Raw genomic sequence first — 15,509 nt, 5'->3', positions numbered from 1 at the left:
ACGGCTTCGAGTAGTTGCTAGAGTTCGGTGGGTGGGGGCGTGTTGGACCATACCTGCCACCAGCGACGTAGCACGATGGACGGGGTCAGCCAGCTGCGGACCGTGCGGAGTGTTTGTGGCCAGCAGGGTGCAGGGGGCTGGTGGGGTAAACGTGGGCCCCTCTCTGGCCGCCCAGGTGGGTCGGCTTCGGCGGAGGGCTCGGCTGGAGGGTCTGAACCGCCCCGGTTCGAATGGAGATTCGATTTCATGAAAGGATCGAGTCATGGCACGACCTTCCCGTTACCCGCTTGAGCTCCGCCGCCGTGCGGTGCGCATGGTCGCCGAGGTGCGCGACGATCACCCGACCGAGACGGCCGCTCTGCAGGCGGTGACCGAGAAGCTCGGCATCGGCTCACGCGAGACGCTGCGGAACTGGGTGAAGCAGCAGGAGACCGACGCGGGGACGCGTCCAGGGACGACGACGGACGAATCCGCCCAGCTCAAGGCGTGAAGAAGGAAAACGCCGAACTCAAGCGGGAGAACGAGATCCTGAAGGCCGCGGCGAGTTTCTTCGCGGCCGAGCTCGACCGGCCACACACACGCTCGTAGCGTTCATCGACGAGCACCGGGACCGCTTCGGCGGCGTCGAGCCGATCTGCAGAACACTCACCGGACATGACTGCAAGATCGCCCGTTCCACGTATTACACCCACAGGAAACGCCTTGAAACTCCCTCCGCCCGTTCCGTGCGCGACGAGGAACTCAAAGAACGGATCCAGGAGGTCCACACGTCCAACTACCGTGTTTACGGGGCCCAGAAGATCTGGCGCGAGCTGAACCGGCAGGGACATGCGGTGGCCCGCTGCACCGTCGAGCGCCTCATGCGGGAACTCGGCATCTCCGGCGCTGTCCGCGGCAAGAAGGTGATCACTACACTCCCCGGCGGACAAGTCGAACGGGCTCCCGACCGCCTGGAGCGCGACTTCGTCGCCAAGGCCCCGAACCGCTGCTGGGCCGCGGACTTCACCCACGTGAAGACCTGGGCCGGCGTCGTCTACATCGCCCTGGTCATGGACACCTTCTCCCGCCGGATCGTCGGCTGGTCCGCGGCCACCGTGAAGGCGACGGGCTTCGTCCTGGACGCTGTGGAGATGGCGATCTGGCAGCGCGACCGCGACCAACATCCCGTTCAGCGAGGCGAGTTGATCCATTACTCGGACGCGGGGTCGCAGTACACGAGTTTCCGCCTCGCCGGGCACCTGGACGCCGCCGGCATCGCCGCCTCGATCGGATCAGTCGGAGACGCCTACGACAATGCCCTGATGGAAAGCACGATCGGTCTGTTCAAGACCGAGCTGATCAAACCCCGGCGGCCCTGGAAGACGCTGTCCCAGGTCGAACTCGCCACCGCTGAATACGTCGACTGGTACAACCACCGCAGGCCCCACGGTGAGATAAGCCACGTCCCACCGGCCGAGTACGAAGCCACCTACTACACCGAACTCACGAAACCCCAGGTCACAACCACAACCTGAGATCTCTACCGAACCCGAGGCGGTTCACCCATTGTCGTCTCCTCGCTCTCGATCCGTCCGACGCCCGGGAACCGGACCCCTCATGCCGTCCACGAGATGTTGTAGCTGCGCATCCAGCGATCTACCTCGATCAGGGGCAGAAGTAGGTGCAGGTTGTCGGCCATGGTCATCATGCGGCCCTCCCCAGCGGCCAGTTCCCGTACCTTGCGCACGTCGAGCAGCCCGGCGAGTGGCGAGTCGCCGTCGGCCAGCACGGCATCCAGAGCAGCTCGGACCGTCTTGGCGTGGGCTGGCGAGAAGGTGGCGGGATAAGCGCTCTTGCGACGTTCGAGCACCTTGGCCGGGAGCAGGTCGGCTACAGCGGCTCGGAGCAGGCTTTTCTCGCGGCCGTCGGAGACCTTCATCTTCCACGGCACGTTCCACACGTACTCGAGGAGCGTGTGATCGCAGAACGGCACCCTCACCTCCAAGCCCACGGCCATGCTCATCCGGTCCTTGCGGTCCAGGAGATAGACGAGTGGCCCCTGGAGGCTCAGGTAGAGCACTTCGCGCATCCGGGCTTGAAGGCCGGACTCGCCGGTAAGACGCGGGACGCGGGCGAGCATTGTGGCGTAGCGGTCACGTTCGTCCTCGTCCGGGTGAATCCGGGCCCGGACATCGGGTGTCAGGCAGTCCGTGAGTCGGGGGCTGTTGCCGAGCCAGGGAAAGGTGTCACCCCAGACAGTTTCGTGATCAAAGAACCAGGGGTACCCGCCGAACACCTCGTCGGCCGCCTCCCCGGACAGGGCAACCGTGGACTGCTCCCGGATCGCCCGGAAGAGCAGGTACATGGAGGAATCGAACTGGCCGAGGCTGGGCGTGTCCCGGGCGGTCAGCGTCTCCGGTACGACCTCGGGCAGTGCCTCCGGGGCGAGCATGAGCGAGGTGTGCTCGACGCCGAGGTGCGCGGCTGCCGCGAGGGCGAACGGGGTGTCGCGTTCGGGACGCAGGGTTGTGGCGTGGAAGTCGTCGTCGGCGCCCTGGAAGTCCACGGAGAAGGAGCGCAACCCCGGCGGCTGGTATGCGGCGGCCAGCGCGGTGATCGCCGACGAGTCTAGGCCACCCGACAGCAGCGTGCACAGCGGCACGTCCGCTATCAGCTGGTGGATGACGACGTCCTCCAGGATCTCGCGGACCCGGGCCGCGGTGGTCGCGGCGTCGTCGTGGTGCTCCCGGCTCACCAGCCGCCAGTAGGGCGTCTCGTGGGCGCCCACGCGGTCGAAATGCACCATGTGGCCCGGCTGTACCTGACGCAGATCAGTGAAGGGCGTCTCCCACGGCATGGACAGGCGGGGGTTGAACAGGATAGGGAGCTTGTCCTCGCTGGTGCGGGCCGTGAACAGCGGGTTGGCCAGGACTGCCTTGGGCTCGGAGCCGAACAGCAGGCCCCCGTCGTAGACGTGGTAGTACAGGGGCTTCACCCCGAGCCTGTCCCGCACCAGGAGTAGTTCCTCGCGGCCGGCGTCCCAGATCGCGAAGGCGAACATGCCCGTCAGGTGATCGACGAAGGCCGCGCCCCACTCCAGATAGGCGTGCAGGAGCACCTCGGTGTCGGACACCGTCTCGAACCGGTGCCCGCGTGCCGTCAACTGTGACCGAAGCTCACGGAAGTTGTACACCTCGCCGCTGTACGTAAGCACCACTGGCGCCCCGGTCGCACGCGGGTGCACCACCATGGGCTGCTTGCCGCCCTCCAGGTCGACGATGGCTAGACGACGGTGACCGAGGGCGACGTGTGGGGCGAGCCACACCCCGTCCGCGTCCGGACCCCGCCGCTGCAGAGAACCGGTCATCGCCTCCACGGTCTGCCGTTCCAGGGTGAGGTCACGGGAGAAATCGATCCAACCGGCAATGCCGCACATCAGGCGCTCCTGGTGCAATCGTCAGGGGAGTTCGGGTGGACGGCGGGCCGCTGTCGCACGGTGTCCGGGAGACTGGCGAAGAAGTCGTCGAAATGGACGAGGCGCTGCCCCCGAACCCTGGGACATCTCCAGCGCAGGTCGAGCCGGGGCGGACGGTCATCGTCGTGGAAGTAGACCGCCTCGAAGCCCTGCTCCTGCCCGAACGCGAGAACGGGGTTGGCAGCGAGGAAATCACGGACAAAGGGGTTGTCTCGGCGGACCCGCAGCATTAGCCGCTCCCCGCTGAAGTGGTTGCGAGGAAGGGCCACTTCAGGGGGCATCTTCCGTTTGAACTGGAAGATCCCCTTGCTCAGGAACGGCTCGCACTCCGACAGGTGCACCCGGGTGAGGCCGTGCTCGCCTGCCCATTGCAGGATCAGCACGTACATCGCCGAGTAGGTGCCGGAGGCGTACGCCTCGTCGTCAGCCCGGGCCACGCCAGCCAGGCGGACGACCAGCGTGCCTCCTTCGAGCCAGCACAGCATACCCGCCACCCGGCGGCCCGACTCGCACAGGAAGAACAGCACCCCGCGTCGGAAGAGACACACTGGCGCACTGTCCCGGCCTTCCGAACGGGCGGCGTCACCATGCCTGTTCACCAGGGACAGCCGGTGCATACCGTCGTAGAAGAACGCGAAATAGTCCTCGCCGGCAGCCACTTCGAGCGTGCGGTTGTGGGAGCGCACTTCGTGTGCGTGCTGCTGTCGAGCCTTGCGCGAGAGCCTGCCGAGCACGTCCTGTGGTTCGGGCCCGACCGGCACCGCCAGAGTGACCCGGAACGGCAGCAGCAGGCTGTGCCGCGGCAGCCGGGTCGGGACGCGGTCGCGCAACATCCCGACCGCGAGGATGTCGGCGCCCGGGGCGGCCTGGCTGTGCATCAGATCGGCCCAGGTCATGCCCTGCCGGGTGCGCTGCGGACGACGCCGTACCGCGCCGCTGCTCCAGGAATGGCAGCACGTGCGTCTGGCCCTGCGGCAGACCGCCGTACGCCAGCACCGGACCTTCGCCATCCGGCCGGGATAGCGTGACCCGAGGCCGCGCGGCGAGGGCGGCGTCGGCAAGGGTGTGAGCCCGTACGACGCGGGGGTCGGTGCTGTTGTTCCAGACGTAACGCCAGGTCGGTGGGATCACCCCGCGTCCACCGTGTCCCCGGCGATCAGACCGGAGCCGGCGGGAGCGGACGTGAGGGCGGCGTCGCGGCCTGCGACACGGTTGCGCTCGTCCACGAACACCACGCTGGGCACGATCTTGGCCGCGTCCTTGTCAGGCACCGTCGCGTAGGCGTAGGCGTAGGCGATGACGAGGTTACCGTTCTGGACGAGGCGGGCCGCCGCACCGTTGACGCCGATGATGCCACTGCCGCGCAACCCCTCGATCACATACGTCGCGAGCCGGTTGCCGTTGTTGATGTCCGCCAGGTGGGCCAGCTCGCCGGGGAGTAGATTGGCGGCGTCCATCAGATGGGCGTCGACGGTGAGCGAGCCGACGAAGTTCAGATCGCACTGGGTGACCGTGGCGCGGTGGATCTTGGATTTCAACATCGTACGGAACATGGATGTCTCCCTAAGAATGTGAGGAGGTCCGGGTGTGGCTGGCGTTTGTTTGCCGTTGATGGTTCGAGAAGAATGGCCGCCCAGTTCTCCCGGACGCTCCGACCAATGATTGAGAACTGCGGTCATCGCTGGTTGGGGACCTGTCGGCGGGGTGCTCTTCGGATCCGAAGTACTGGTCACGAGGGATACGGAGCGACGGGCTTGAGCACGCGACAGGCGCGGATTTGGGTCGGTATCGACGCCGACTCGGCGGTTAGGGGGCAGTTGCGCAGCTTGGACCGCGACGCCTCGGGAGCACCATGACGAAGTACGGGCACCGGCGGGAGTTGGCCTGCGTGTTCGGCACGGTCACCGTGGAGCGGTGTGCCTGGCCTCCTGGCGCGCCGGCTTCGCGGAGAGTGTTTCCTCGTATTCGCCGGGGCGAGGCCGACCGCCCTGTTGCCGAAGCAGACCTGGTCTGAGAGTCACGGTAACAGCCAGGGAGGCCGTGGCCATCGCGGCCATGGCGCTCGTGGGCGACGTCAGTTCGGCTAGCGAACCCGCCAGCGTGGCGCCCACACCCTGCATGGCGAGCATGCCGGAGCTGTGCAGTCCCAAGGCGTGCCCGCCGAGTTCCTCGGGCGTCGTCGCCATCAGACGATCCAGCAACAGGAGGGTCGAGGAGTAGCCGAACGTCGCGAGGGTGACGAGCGCGAAGGCAACCGGCAATGCTGGTTTGAGAGCGAAGAACAGATGGGGGACCGCGAGAAGCGCGCACAGGGGGACGACGAGTCTGTCCCTCCGCCCGGGCGGGAGGAAGCGTCCAACGATCACGTCCCCGGCCAGCATGCCCAGAGCGCCGCAGGCGAAGAGCGTGCCCGCGTCCCGGGGAGCGTACGGAAGGTAGAGGGACTCAACTCCGACGATCAGGCCGTTGGGGATCCATAAGGCGAGATAGATGCACCGGCGGGTCGCCGAGGACCAAAGGCGCGCGTTGTTCCGCCAGGTGTCACTGACCGACGGCTTCCCAGCGGCTCGGGATGGTCGGCGTGTGAGCCCGAAGCGCGTCACCATGGCAGTGGAGAGGTAGACGACAGCGGCCAGGTACAGCGTGCCGGGCGGCGACAGGACAGTCAGCAGCACACCTCCGATCACGAAGCCGCCGATCTGCATCATGCCTACAGACATATTGAAGACGGAACGGCCGAGTAAATAGCCTTTACTTGTGAGGATTTCGTTGAGCAGCCCGTATCGCATCCCGCCGTAGACGGAGCCGAGTGTTCCGAGGGCCAGAAGCACCACGAACACTGCCCACACAGGCAGCCCAGGGACTCCCTGAATTGCCGTGCCCAGTCCGAAGAGGAGAGTCAGCCCCGTCATGGCGGCACGTGGCGGTAGTCGATCCGCACCTGACAGAAAGGTAGTGGCTCCGACCAACTGCGCCAAGGCAGGGCCGAACATGGCCAGAGACGACAGCAGTGGCGAGTTCGTCTGCTCGAAGACCATAGTCCCTAGCGCGAGACCGCTCATTGTCTGTGCCGCGGTGTGCCCAGCCGAGATAAGAAAAAGAGGTGTGAACTCGGGAGTGTGGAAGAGTTCTCGATACGTCAGCACGTAGGGAATGCTCCTGGAAAGACGGCAAGTCGTCAGGAAATGGTGCCTCGCGGAGGAAACGGCGTCATCGTGCAGCATTCTCGGGCAGCGTTGACCACAAGAAGTAATAGTCCTCGTAACCGAGGCCGCAGGTGAACACGCCCACGATCTCAAGGCCGGAATCCTCTATCATGTGCGTGAAGTCTGAGGGTTCGGAGAAACGGTGGTTCTCTTGGATGAGGATCGATCCTCCGGGGCTGAGGAACCGGGGTGCATCAGCGTAGAAGGAGCGATGGATAGACCAGTCCGCATCGCTCCAGATCAGGGGTGAGTGGCTGTGCTGGTAGTCCGAGGCCGGCGCAGCAGCGTTGACGTGCGGAGGGTTCCCGACCAACAGGTCCCAACGAAGGTCGGTGGGAACCTGCGCAAAGCTGTCGGACAGGTGAAAGCGCACCCGGTTCTCCAGACCGTTCTCCTGAACGGTCCGTGTCACAGCCGCTTGAGCCGCAGGGTTGACATCGCCGAGGTCCAGGTGTTTGCACAGCCCGGCGGCCAGGAGGGAGCAACCAATGAAGCCGGGCCCGGCACACCACTCGAAGACGTTCTCCACGCTGCCGAAGTGTTCGCTGACGAAGGGGGCATAGGTGCGGCCAAAGGTGTCACCTCCACCGTCCAGCTCCGCCGTGTAGGACACTTTCACGGGGCCGTATTCCGCCCGCAGATATTCCGTCATGGCATGCTCCAGGAGTTGTTCAGCGGACGCCTGAACCGGGAGGCGGTCGAGGCATCCCCTGGACCAACGGCGAGAAATGTGTCGAGGTGGATTTGCCGGACGCGTTCCACTCCGGGAGATTTTGCGGAGTAGTCCAGGCGAGCAGGGCGGCTGGAATCATGGAAGTAAATAGCTTCCAGGGTGGTGTCCTCCGCCTCAGCCAGCATCGGGTTGGCGACCAGGAAGTCACGGACCTTAGGCGTATCTTGCCCCACATGCAGCCACAATCGTTTCTTCCCGAAGTGGTTCGGCGGAAGAAGTACACGGGTTCCAAAGCGACGCTTCCACTGGTACGTTCCCTTGCTCAGAAAGGGTTCCGTCCCTTGGAAGTCGAGCTGACGTACGTCATTTTCCGCTGACCACTTCACAAGGAAGTGGTAAATGGCCTTGAAGGCGCCACTGTTGTAATGTTCTTCGGATCCGCCGAGTACGCCGAGCAGGCGTAGGGTCATGATGTGGGATGCGCCGTCCCAGTGGCACAGAGCCCCGCCGATGCGCTCGCCGTCCTGTGACAGGCTGAACATGCGCCCGGTGCGGAAAAGGCACTCATATGCAACGTTCTTCGCCTCTGTTCGTTCTCGTGCGCCGTGACGCATGCGCATGGTGGGGCGATAGAGGTGGTCGTAGAAGAAATCGAACCAGGCAGGGTCGTGCTCGACCGTCCAGGTCCAGTCGTGGTGCCGCATGTCCCGGTTGAACTGCCAGCGTTCGCGTTTGGAGATCGTCTGGCGTACGGAATCCGGATCTCCGTCGGTATCGATGACGAAGTGGACGCGCATCGGCATGATCAAAGAGGCTGACGTCGGCAGCCGCCGGGCCCGCACGGCACTGGTACCCACGATGGTGATGTCGGCGTCCGGCAGTCTCTTCGGGCATCTGAGCGCCTTTCCGGTGATCTCGGTCGTGGTACGTTCGGCCGACTGCCCGTCTTGCACTTCGCGGCGAAGCTCGGTGAACTCCAGGGTGTACGCAAGCCCTTCGGCAAGTCCGGCATAGGAGACGGAGGTGCCGCCCAGCCGTGAGCTGACAGCAGGGAAAACTGCCCCGTCACGGGTGTCAATGGCGGTGCGCAGCCGGGTCAGGATCGGGTTGTTGTCGTTGCGCCAACGGTAACTGAGATGCATGCGTAGTCGACGGTGCATGGACGTGCGTGATGGTAGAGCTGATGCAGGCACAGAAATGACCCTCCGCGATCATCGGTCGGAACTGTGAAGGAGGCACGGCGCAGCTCATTTGCCCGTGGTCGTCTGTGCGACAGCGATGCATCTACGGGTCACGACTCGGCGGCCTTGAACACAATGTCTTTGAGCATGTCGCCGTTCTCCACCGTGTGCAGCGCCGCGAAGGGGAGAGGCGCGTAGTCGTGCAGGCTGTAGCAGCCCGAGCCGTGTACGACGATGTCCTCTTCCGAGATAAGACCCCGATCAATGGCGTTGAGAATTCCGGTCATCGCCATAACCAGCGACCACTCGCGAATGACGCGCGGATCAGCGGGCAATTTCACGCTGGCGTGCTGCAGTAGCGCCTTGATCTGCGGATACCGTTTGAGGCATTCATGCAGGGATACGACGATGCCACCACCGCCATGTGTCTGGATCAGGGCGTTCATGAGGGGGGAGGTCACAGGAGTACGGGTGTAGAAGGTTGTGTCGAGCGTTTCTCCCGGATCCATAGTCATATAGGGGAACCGGGGGTCAGACTTCTGCTCAAACAGGCCCGTCCGCTCGTCGTAGCTATATTCCGGATGCCCGACCTTATCTGTATTTCCGTGGTAGAGACTGAGCACCATGTCCGGAGTGCCCAGATGCTGCACCAGGAAGTAACGTGGGTGCGGAATGCGGCGGCGCAGGGATTCGTCGAGCAGTTTGTATCCTTGTGCGTGCCCGAGCAGGCCGTACGCGCTCGATACCGCGTGAACATGCAGTCGGGGGAGGCCCGAGGGGAAGTGCTCGGCCTCGGTAAAGGCGCGGATGACATCGGCGGCCCGGTAGTTGTTCAGGTCAAGGGTGTACCAGAGGTTGACGCCGGTGGCGTCCTTGAAGGCGGTTCCATAATTCTCGACCACGTGACGCGCCAAGGCTTTGACACTGGACGGCTCGGCCCCGGAGTATATCGCTACAGGATTACGGACTTGTGACTGAGAATTGCGATATAGGTCGGATTCCCATAGCTTCGGTGCCGATCCCTTTGGGACGATGACAGAGACGCTCAACTGCTCGGGTGAGACAAGGTTGAACTGTATGGCGCGCTGTACCGCATCGCGCATCGCGGTGGCCTTGTTGGCCGAAGACGGCGTCAGGATCATGATGCGCTGGCCACTGTCCTGAATGAATCGAATCGCACGGGCGACCAAGACCAGCGAAGCAAAGGTCTTCGTCGTGCGGGTGCCTGGATTTTGTGCCAGATCGAGGAGCGCCAGGCGCTTCCCTCGGTACTCACCGAGCCGGGCATAGGAAAGACTTGACGCCGAAAAGTAGTTTCGGACCTCCGGAGTCAATTCTGGGAGTTCGGTACCCGGATTGAATTCCCGGGAGTCACTTGCCTGATGGCCGCAGAGTAGACTCAGAGTCGAGCCGATGCGAGAGTAGTAATGTTCGATTGGATTCTCGATCCGGATCGCTTTCCGGCCGTCCTCGGTTGCCATCTCGTGCAATTTTCTCCTCGACATTCGATGTTGTATGTGGAGGCGGAAGGCACCGCCACTGAGGGTTGCACCCTCAGAGATGGAAAGCGCTTACCCCTAGCCTACGTGACGGCATGCCGCCTGCAAGTGAGTTTTCCCGGTTTGGCTGAATAAAGGCTGTCCCGTAACTGCTGATCACGGTTGAGATGATCTTGCCGTGTCTGGTGTGATCACGGCGTCGGAGCCGTCCTGGATAGCCACGTTCACCGGCCTGCGCCCGCGTCAGTTCGGCAAGCTGATCACCGCGTTGCGGCGTGAAGGTGCGGACCCGGTCCGCAAGGGCCGACCCTGGAGCCTGCCGCTGAAGAACCGGGTGCTGCTGGTAGCCGCGTACTGGCGGACGAACCTCACGCTTCGGCAGCTCGCCCCGCTGTTCGGTGTCTCGAAGTCGGCCGCAGACCGCATCGTCGACCACCTCGGACTCGCGCTCGCGCTCCAGCCCCGCAAACGGTTCCGCAAGGACATCCTGCTGATCGTGGACGGCACCCTGGTCCCCACCCGCGACCACCAGGTCGCCGAGCAGTCGAAGAATTACCGGTACTCCATCAATCACCAGGTCGTCATCGACGCCGACACCCGGCTCGTCGTTGCTGTCGGCCGCGTTGCCCGGGAACCGCAACGACTGCAAGGCGTGGGAGCTGTCCGGCGCCCAAGCCGCCGTCGGGAAAACCACGGTTAACGCGGATGGCGGCTACCAGGGCACCGGCCTGGTCATCCCGCACCGCCGCGAACTGAGGTTCCCCCGAGATGCGGAGTGTGTTGACAGAGGGTCAGATGGTTCTCATGAGAGGAACATCGGCCATGGCCGCTCCCAGAAAGTACTCGCTGGAGTTGCGTGAGCGTGCAGTTCGGATGTACCGGACATCCGACCCGAAGCCGCAGATCAAGAAGCTGGAAGTCGACCTCGGCGTGCACCCGGAGGCCCTGCGCGGCTGGATCCGGCAGGCCGAGGCGGATGCCGGCGAGCGCGACGACAGGCTCACCACCGACGAGCGGGCCGAGCTGGTGGCGCTGCGTAAGGAGAACGCCCAGCTCAAGCGGGCCAACGACGTGCTGCGGACGGCCTCGGCGTTTTTCGCGGCGCAACTCGACCCGACCCGGCCCAGGTGACGGCGCTCCTCGACGAGCATCCCCGCCTGGGAGTCGAGTGCGTCCTGCGGGAACTGCACATCGCCTCCTCCACCTACTACCGCTGGCGCCGCGCGGAGAAGGAGCCGTGCGAACGGCGGCGCCGCGACGTCGAACTGACCGAGCGGATCAAGGAGATCCACGCGGAGTCCGGCGGCAATTACGGCTCGCCGCGCGTGCACGCCGTCCTCAGACGCGAGGGCACGCGCGTGGGCCGCAAGCGGGTCGAGCGCCTGATGCGCGAGGCCGACATCGCAGGCGTCAGCCCGCGACGGAAGGGCTTCACGCGCCGCGATCCCAAGGCCACGCTCGCTCCGGACCTGGTGAACCGGGACTTCACCTCACCGGCGCCGAACCGGTTGTGGGTCACCGACCTCACCGTGATCTCCACCGGTGAGGGACCGATGTGGCTCTCGGCGATCCGGGACGCCTTCTCACGCCGGGTGGTCGCGTGGGAGACCTCTGCCCGCGCGGACGCCGACCTGGTCCTGACCACGCTGGAGTACGCGCTCGCGTCCCGTGAGGTCGAGCCCGGCAAGCTCATCCATCACGCCGACCACGGCTGTCAGTACACATCCATCAAGCTCACAACCCGGCTGATAAGAGCGGGAGTCGAGGCATCCATGGGTTCCGTCGGGGACTCGTACGACAACGCCCTCGCGGAGAACCTCTGGATGCTCGTCAAAACCGAATGCATCCGCGGCCGCACCTTCACCACGAGGGCCGAGGCCAACCTCGCGCTCTTCGAATACATCGACGGCTTCTACAACTCCCGCCGCATCCAGGAACGGCTCGGCTTCCTCAGCCCGATCGAGTTCGAGGAGAAGCACTACGCCGAGCAGGCGACGGCCGAACCAACGAACCTGAACACCCACCAACCCCTGCTGACCAGCTGATCAGCACCTCCGCATGACGGGGGAACCTCACCCGATCTCCCTGACCGTCCCCGAGATCCGCCATCTGCTCACCGCGGTCTTCGCCCCGCCAGCCGCGACCGCGGCCAGGCTGCTGCACTGGTCCATCTGGCGCAGACGCCACCAGGCAACAGCCCGGCGCAGCCACTACCCTCGGCGGTCTCTCGACGAACCTGCTGGATAGGCCACGAAACCAGACTGGAGTACTAAGCGTCACTTCCACGACGGGCACACCGAGACCTGGTGGGCCGCTGATGCCCGCCTGGGCGGCTACGGTCCCGACTCACCCTGCCGACTGGTCGTGGCCACCACCGACCCGGCAGGTCTGCCGAAGAAGGCCACCTGGTACCTGGCCACCAGCCTGCCCCACCCCGACGCACCCCATGCCACCACCGGCCCGCACCCGCCGGCCGGCCTCGCCGAGATCGTCTGCCTCTACGGCCTGCGGCCGTGGATCGAGCAGAGCTACAAGATAGGTCAAGGACGAACTGGGCTGGGCCGACTTCCAAGTCCGCTCCGACCGCGCCATCCGCCGCCATCAGACCCTGGCCAACTGCGCCTTCTCCTTCTGCTGGGACCAGTGGTTCGCCCCACCCGGACCCCTGGATGCCACCGCGCCGGATCCATGTCCCGAGGAGGGGCCAGAAGGGGGCCCAGCCGAACCACACCGGCCCCAACAGCCCTGCTGGCCCAGGGCGTTACGGGCTATCCGCTCCTGGCTCACCCCCGACGTCACCCTCAACCGATGGGGCGAGCCTGGACGGACACTGACCCACCCTCCGAGCTCCAGGCCCTGATCGACGCAGTCACCACCGGACACGGCATTGACCTCTACCGCCGGATTTAACGAACTACCGGTAACCGGAGCACCCCGCACGATTTTCCTCTCCTCGAGGTGATCAGCACAGCTACTCTGGCGTACCTCTCATGAATTCACTTCCTTTGGAATCGGTTGATCGGTGGCCTCGGGCAGCAGGGTTGGAACAGCGAGCGGCTGCAGCGGCGTGTAGTCCCGGGCGGCGAGAAAACTGGGCAGCGGATTCGACACGTCGCCCAGGGTGTTGTCCGTGCGGTTGTACGTAATGAACAACATGCCCCTGTCATCAGGGGACATGTTGGAGCCGGAAGCGTGCACGATCAGCGGGTCGAAGGCGAAAACCGTGCCGGCCGGGCCCTTCATCGCGACGATGCGGCTGTCGCGGGTCAGTTCGGCCAGGTGCCCGGCGTCGAGGGTGTAGTGGAGGTCGGCGTTGAGGTGCGACCGCCAGTCGGGCTCCGTCGAGCGGCCGACGCTCTCGCGATCGCCGCGTTCGGGGTCGATCATGCCGATGCGGTGGGACCCGGGCAATACGAGTAGCGGTCCGTTGAAGTCCGTTGCCTCGTCGAGCAGGATCGCGATGTTGACCGCCTGCGACGTACGCATTCCGTCGCCGTGGTGCCAGAAGATGTAGTCTTGGTGCCACGGCCAGACGTCGCCTTTCAGAGCCTTCTTCGCGTTGATCTTGAACTGATGGACGTAGACGTCACCGCCCAGGAGTTCCTTCGCTGTTTCCAGAACCTTTCTATGGCGCACCAGCCGGGCGAACACCTCGTCGGTCTCGTGGCATCCGTGCACTCCGCGGATAGTCCTGCCATCCTTTTCCAGAATCATGCCCGGGGAGTCTTGCTCAAAGGCGAGCACACTGCGTTTCGCCAACAGAGCGAGGTCGTCGCCGGAGAAATTTTCGTAGGTGGGCAGATATCCCTGGGAGGAAAAGAAATCGCACTGAGGCTGGGAAAGCATGCCGCCGGCCTTTCGTAGAATTCGGGTGAAAAATAGACGGAGTGTTCGATGCGGGACAGGCTCTGCTCTTTGCCGAGCAGTCCATCGTCTGGTAAGGAAACGGTGAGACGTCACGGTCGCAGATCACCAACTGCAGCGCGCTCGGGTGGCTTTCACGTTATACCGGCCCTTTCCCAGAGCCTTTCTGAGAGACTCTTCGATATCGTTGATCGTCCGCCACTTCAGTACTGACAGAGCCTCCGCCGCGAAACTCAAGGCGTCCGCGTCATCCGCCCTCTCGGCCGTGTTCGCTGCCTCCTACCGTTCCGCTCCAGATTCTGTGCGTAAGGGGAATTACTCGCACCATGGCGCTGCCGCACGTCTCGGAGCCCCGACGCGCGACGGCTTGGAGAGCGGGGTCCTCGGGGGAATGGTCACAGGTCCTCCAGAGTCGGCACCGCAGTCGCCCTCGCGAGTAGCTCCTCACGTAGAACAGGCAGTGTCTGAAGCGCGCTCTGTAGTCGTGGCGCGTACGGGTCTGGGCAGCCGGTCGGCGATGATCGGGCCGATCACAGACAGCGCCCCGGGCCGAGTCAGTTCGCCATGTGCACAGTCCACGGGGACGACCTCGATGTCCCCGCCAACGTGCTCGCGCCAGGCATGCGAGAGAGAGCGCGAACCTTCCAGCTTGTCGGCCGTCGCGGTGAACAGCAGCATGTCACCCCGGAACACACCCAAGGGGACATTCGCGAACAGGGTTCGCATCTCGTTGAAGACCTTGATCAGGAGCGAGATCTCCAAGTCAGCGAGCCCATGGAGCCCTCCGTCAGGCAAGACCTCTTCCCCGAGGGATTCTGCCAGCGTCCAGAGAGCATCGGTTTCACCTGTGGCCGTCGCCTGCGACTGGGCACTGCGGAGTCTTGGGTAGCTGTCCAGCAGCGCGAGGAAATCAATCTCCTCGCCTTCGTCCTGAAGCCGGACCGCGACCAGGTGGGCGATCAATCCGCCGACAGACCAGCCGAGCAACGCGTAGGGGCCGTTGGGCTGCTGTGTCCGGATGCGTCGTACGTAATCGCTGATCAACTCGTCCACCGATTGCGATGGGAAATCCGGGGTGCTGAGCCCAGCCGCCTGCAAGGCGTATAGAGGTCTGCCATCGTCCAGATACGACAGTAGACCCGAGTAGACCCAGCCGACGCCCGCCGCTGGATGGATGCAGAACAGTGGGCTGCCCTGACCGACCCTCAGCGGCAGCATCGGCGCGAGGGGGTCGGCCGTTCCCGCCGTGTCGAGCTTGCCAGCCAGACCGGCAGGCGTCGGAGTGTCGAACAGGTCGCGGATGTTGACCTCGGCGCCGAGTGCCGTCTCGATCCGGCGGACCAGCTTGATCACCATCAGTGAATGGCCGCCCAGGGCGAAGAAATCGTCGTCGACGCGAATTTCGGGCCGATGCAATACTTCGGAATAGATTTGGCAGAGTGCCTTTTCTGCTGTGGTGACGGGCAATCGGCCAGCCGGTTCCGCAGCAGGTACGGGGAGAGCGTTTCGATCGAGTTTTCCGTTGGGGTTCAACGGAATCCGATCGAGCATGACGAATGCGGACGGGACCATGTAATCCGGTAGTTCGCCGCTGAGTTTTTTCCTCAGTGATGCCGCCGTCGGTGATGCGTC

The 15,509-nt window shown here is 64.4% G+C and carries 13 protein-coding genes and 1 pseudogene; 5 read left to right on the top strand and 9 right to left on the bottom strand.

Annotated features, from left to right (window positions below):
• Positions 1–262: 262 nt before the first annotated feature.
• Positions 263–1,514 (top strand): annotated as a pseudogene (locus ACFTZC_RS38715) (IS3 family transposase).
• Positions 1,515–1,594: 80 nt separating this feature from the next.
• Here ACFTZC_RS38715 and asnB read toward each other — a convergent pair.
• From asnB to ACFTZC_RS38680, 7 genes are all read right to left on the bottom strand, one after another.
• On the bottom strand, positions 1,595–3,415 hold the full coding sequence (gene asnB, locus ACFTZC_RS38710) for an asparagine synthase (glutamine-hydrolyzing) (RefSeq protein ID WP_382898395.1): 1,821 nt from the start codon (positions 3,413–3,415) through the stop codon (positions 1,595–1,597).
• The gene (locus tag ACFTZC_RS38705) at positions 3,415–4,350 is read right to left on the bottom strand and encodes a hypothetical protein (protein ID WP_382898393.1); all 936 of its coding nucleotides are present in this window, start codon (positions 4,348–4,350) and stop codon (positions 3,415–3,417) included. The genes asnB and ACFTZC_RS38705 overlap by 1 nt, the downstream gene beginning before the upstream one ends.
• A gap of 231 nt (positions 4,351–4,581) precedes the next feature.
• The gene (gene panD / locus ACFTZC_RS38700) at positions 4,582–5,007 is read right to left on the bottom strand and encodes an aspartate 1-decarboxylase (RefSeq protein ID WP_382898391.1); all 426 of its coding nucleotides are present in this window, start codon (positions 5,005–5,007) and stop codon (positions 4,582–4,584) included.
• 348 nt (positions 5,008–5,355) lie between these two features.
• The gene (locus ACFTZC_RS38695; protein WP_382898443.1) at positions 5,356–6,600 is read right to left on the bottom strand and encodes an MFS transporter; all 1,245 of its coding nucleotides are present in this window, start codon (positions 6,598–6,600) and stop codon (positions 5,356–5,358) included.
• Positions 6,601–6,664: 64 nt separating this feature from the next.
• Positions 6,665–7,312, bottom strand: a complete 648-nt coding sequence (locus ACFTZC_RS38690; RefSeq protein WP_382898389.1) for a methyltransferase — start codon at positions 7,310–7,312, stop codon at positions 6,665–6,667.
• Positions 7,309–8,475, bottom strand: a complete 1,167-nt coding sequence (locus ACFTZC_RS38685; protein ID WP_382898387.1) for a hypothetical protein — start codon at positions 8,473–8,475, stop codon at positions 7,309–7,311. The genes ACFTZC_RS38690 and ACFTZC_RS38685 overlap by 4 nt, the downstream gene beginning before the upstream one ends.
• Before the next feature lie 149 nt (positions 8,476–8,624).
• Complete coding sequence (locus ACFTZC_RS38680) at positions 8,625–9,995, bottom strand: DUF6002 family protein (protein ID WP_382898385.1); 1,371 nt, start codon at positions 9,993–9,995, stop codon at positions 8,625–8,627.
• Between the two features lie 196 nt (positions 9,996–10,191).
• Here ACFTZC_RS38680 and ACFTZC_RS38675 point away from each other — a divergent pair, with 196 nt between their 5' ends.
• The 4 genes from ACFTZC_RS38675 (at position 10,192) to ACFTZC_RS38660 (ending at position 12,260) form a co-directional block, all read left to right on the top strand.
• Positions 10,192–10,713, top strand: coding sequence for a transposase family protein (locus ACFTZC_RS38675; RefSeq protein ID WP_382898384.1), 522 nt, complete (start codon positions 10,192–10,194; stop codon positions 10,711–10,713).
• 122 nt (positions 10,714–10,835) lie between these two features.
• Positions 10,836–11,144, top strand: a complete 309-nt coding sequence (locus ACFTZC_RS38670) for a transposase (RefSeq protein ID WP_382898382.1) — start codon at positions 10,836–10,838, stop codon at positions 11,142–11,144.
• Positions 11,141–12,058 (top strand): IS3 family transposase, encoded by a 918-nt coding sequence (locus tag ACFTZC_RS38665; protein WP_382898380.1) that lies wholly within the window; start codon positions 11,141–11,143, stop codon positions 12,056–12,058. Before ACFTZC_RS38670 ends, ACFTZC_RS38665 begins: the two co-directional genes overlap by 4 nt.
• A gap of 13 nt (positions 12,059–12,071) precedes the next feature.
• Positions 12,072–12,260, top strand: a complete 189-nt coding sequence (locus tag ACFTZC_RS38660) for a hypothetical protein (RefSeq protein WP_382898378.1) — start codon at positions 12,072–12,074, stop codon at positions 12,258–12,260.
• A gap of 741 nt (positions 12,261–13,001) precedes the next feature.
• Here ACFTZC_RS38660 and ACFTZC_RS38655 read toward each other — a convergent pair.
• Positions 13,002–13,859 carry a phytanoyl-CoA dioxygenase family protein gene (locus tag ACFTZC_RS38655; RefSeq protein ID WP_382898377.1) on the bottom strand — a complete coding sequence of 286 codons (858 nt, stop codon included), beginning with the start codon at positions 13,857–13,859 and terminating at the stop codon, positions 13,002–13,004.
• Positions 13,860–14,321: 462 nt separating this feature from the next.
• A partial coding sequence (locus ACFTZC_RS38650; protein WP_382898375.1) for a thioesterase domain-containing protein occupies positions 14,322–15,509 on the bottom strand: 1,188 nt, incomplete at its 5' end.

It is taken from the genome of Streptomyces sp. NPDC056987 (genome assembly GCF_042673865.1).
GTDB lineage: Bacteria > Actinomycetota > Actinomycetes > Streptomycetales > Streptomycetaceae > Streptomyces.
This window is presented reverse-complemented; position numbering and strand designations above follow the sequence as displayed.

Excerpts from the sequence above, each read along its gene's own strand:
- panD (WP_382898391.1), bottom strand. The coding sequence starts at position 5,007 with ATGTTCCGTACGATGTTGAAATCCAAGATCCACCGCGCCACGGTCACC.
- ACFTZC_RS38660 (WP_382898378.1), top strand. The coding sequence starts at position 12,072 with ATGACGGGGGAACCTCACCCGATCTCCCTGACCGTCCCCGAGATCCGC.
- ACFTZC_RS38655 (WP_382898377.1), bottom strand. The coding sequence starts at position 13,859 with ATGCTTTCCCAGCCTCAGTGCGATTTCTTTTCCTCCCAGGGATATCTG.
- asnB (WP_382898395.1), bottom strand. The coding sequence starts at position 3,415 with ATGTGCGGCATTGCCGGTTGGATCGATTTCTCCCGTGACCTCACCCTG.
- ACFTZC_RS38705 (WP_382898393.1), bottom strand. The coding sequence starts at position 4,350 with ATGACCTGGGCCGATCTGATGCACAGCCAGGCCGCCCCGGGCGCCGAC.
- ACFTZC_RS38685 (WP_382898387.1), bottom strand. The coding sequence starts at position 8,475 with ATGCATCTCAGTTACCGTTGGCGCAACGACAACAACCCGATCCTGACC.
- ACFTZC_RS38670 (WP_382898382.1), top strand. The coding sequence starts at position 10,836 with ATGGCCGCTCCCAGAAAGTACTCGCTGGAGTTGCGTGAGCGTGCAGTT.
- ACFTZC_RS38680 (WP_382898385.1), bottom strand. The coding sequence starts at position 9,995 with ATGGCAACCGAGGACGGCCGGAAAGCGATCCGGATCGAGAATCCAATC.
- ACFTZC_RS38690 (WP_382898389.1), bottom strand. The coding sequence starts at position 7,312 with ATGACGGAATATCTGCGGGCGGAATACGGCCCCGTGAAAGTGTCCTAC.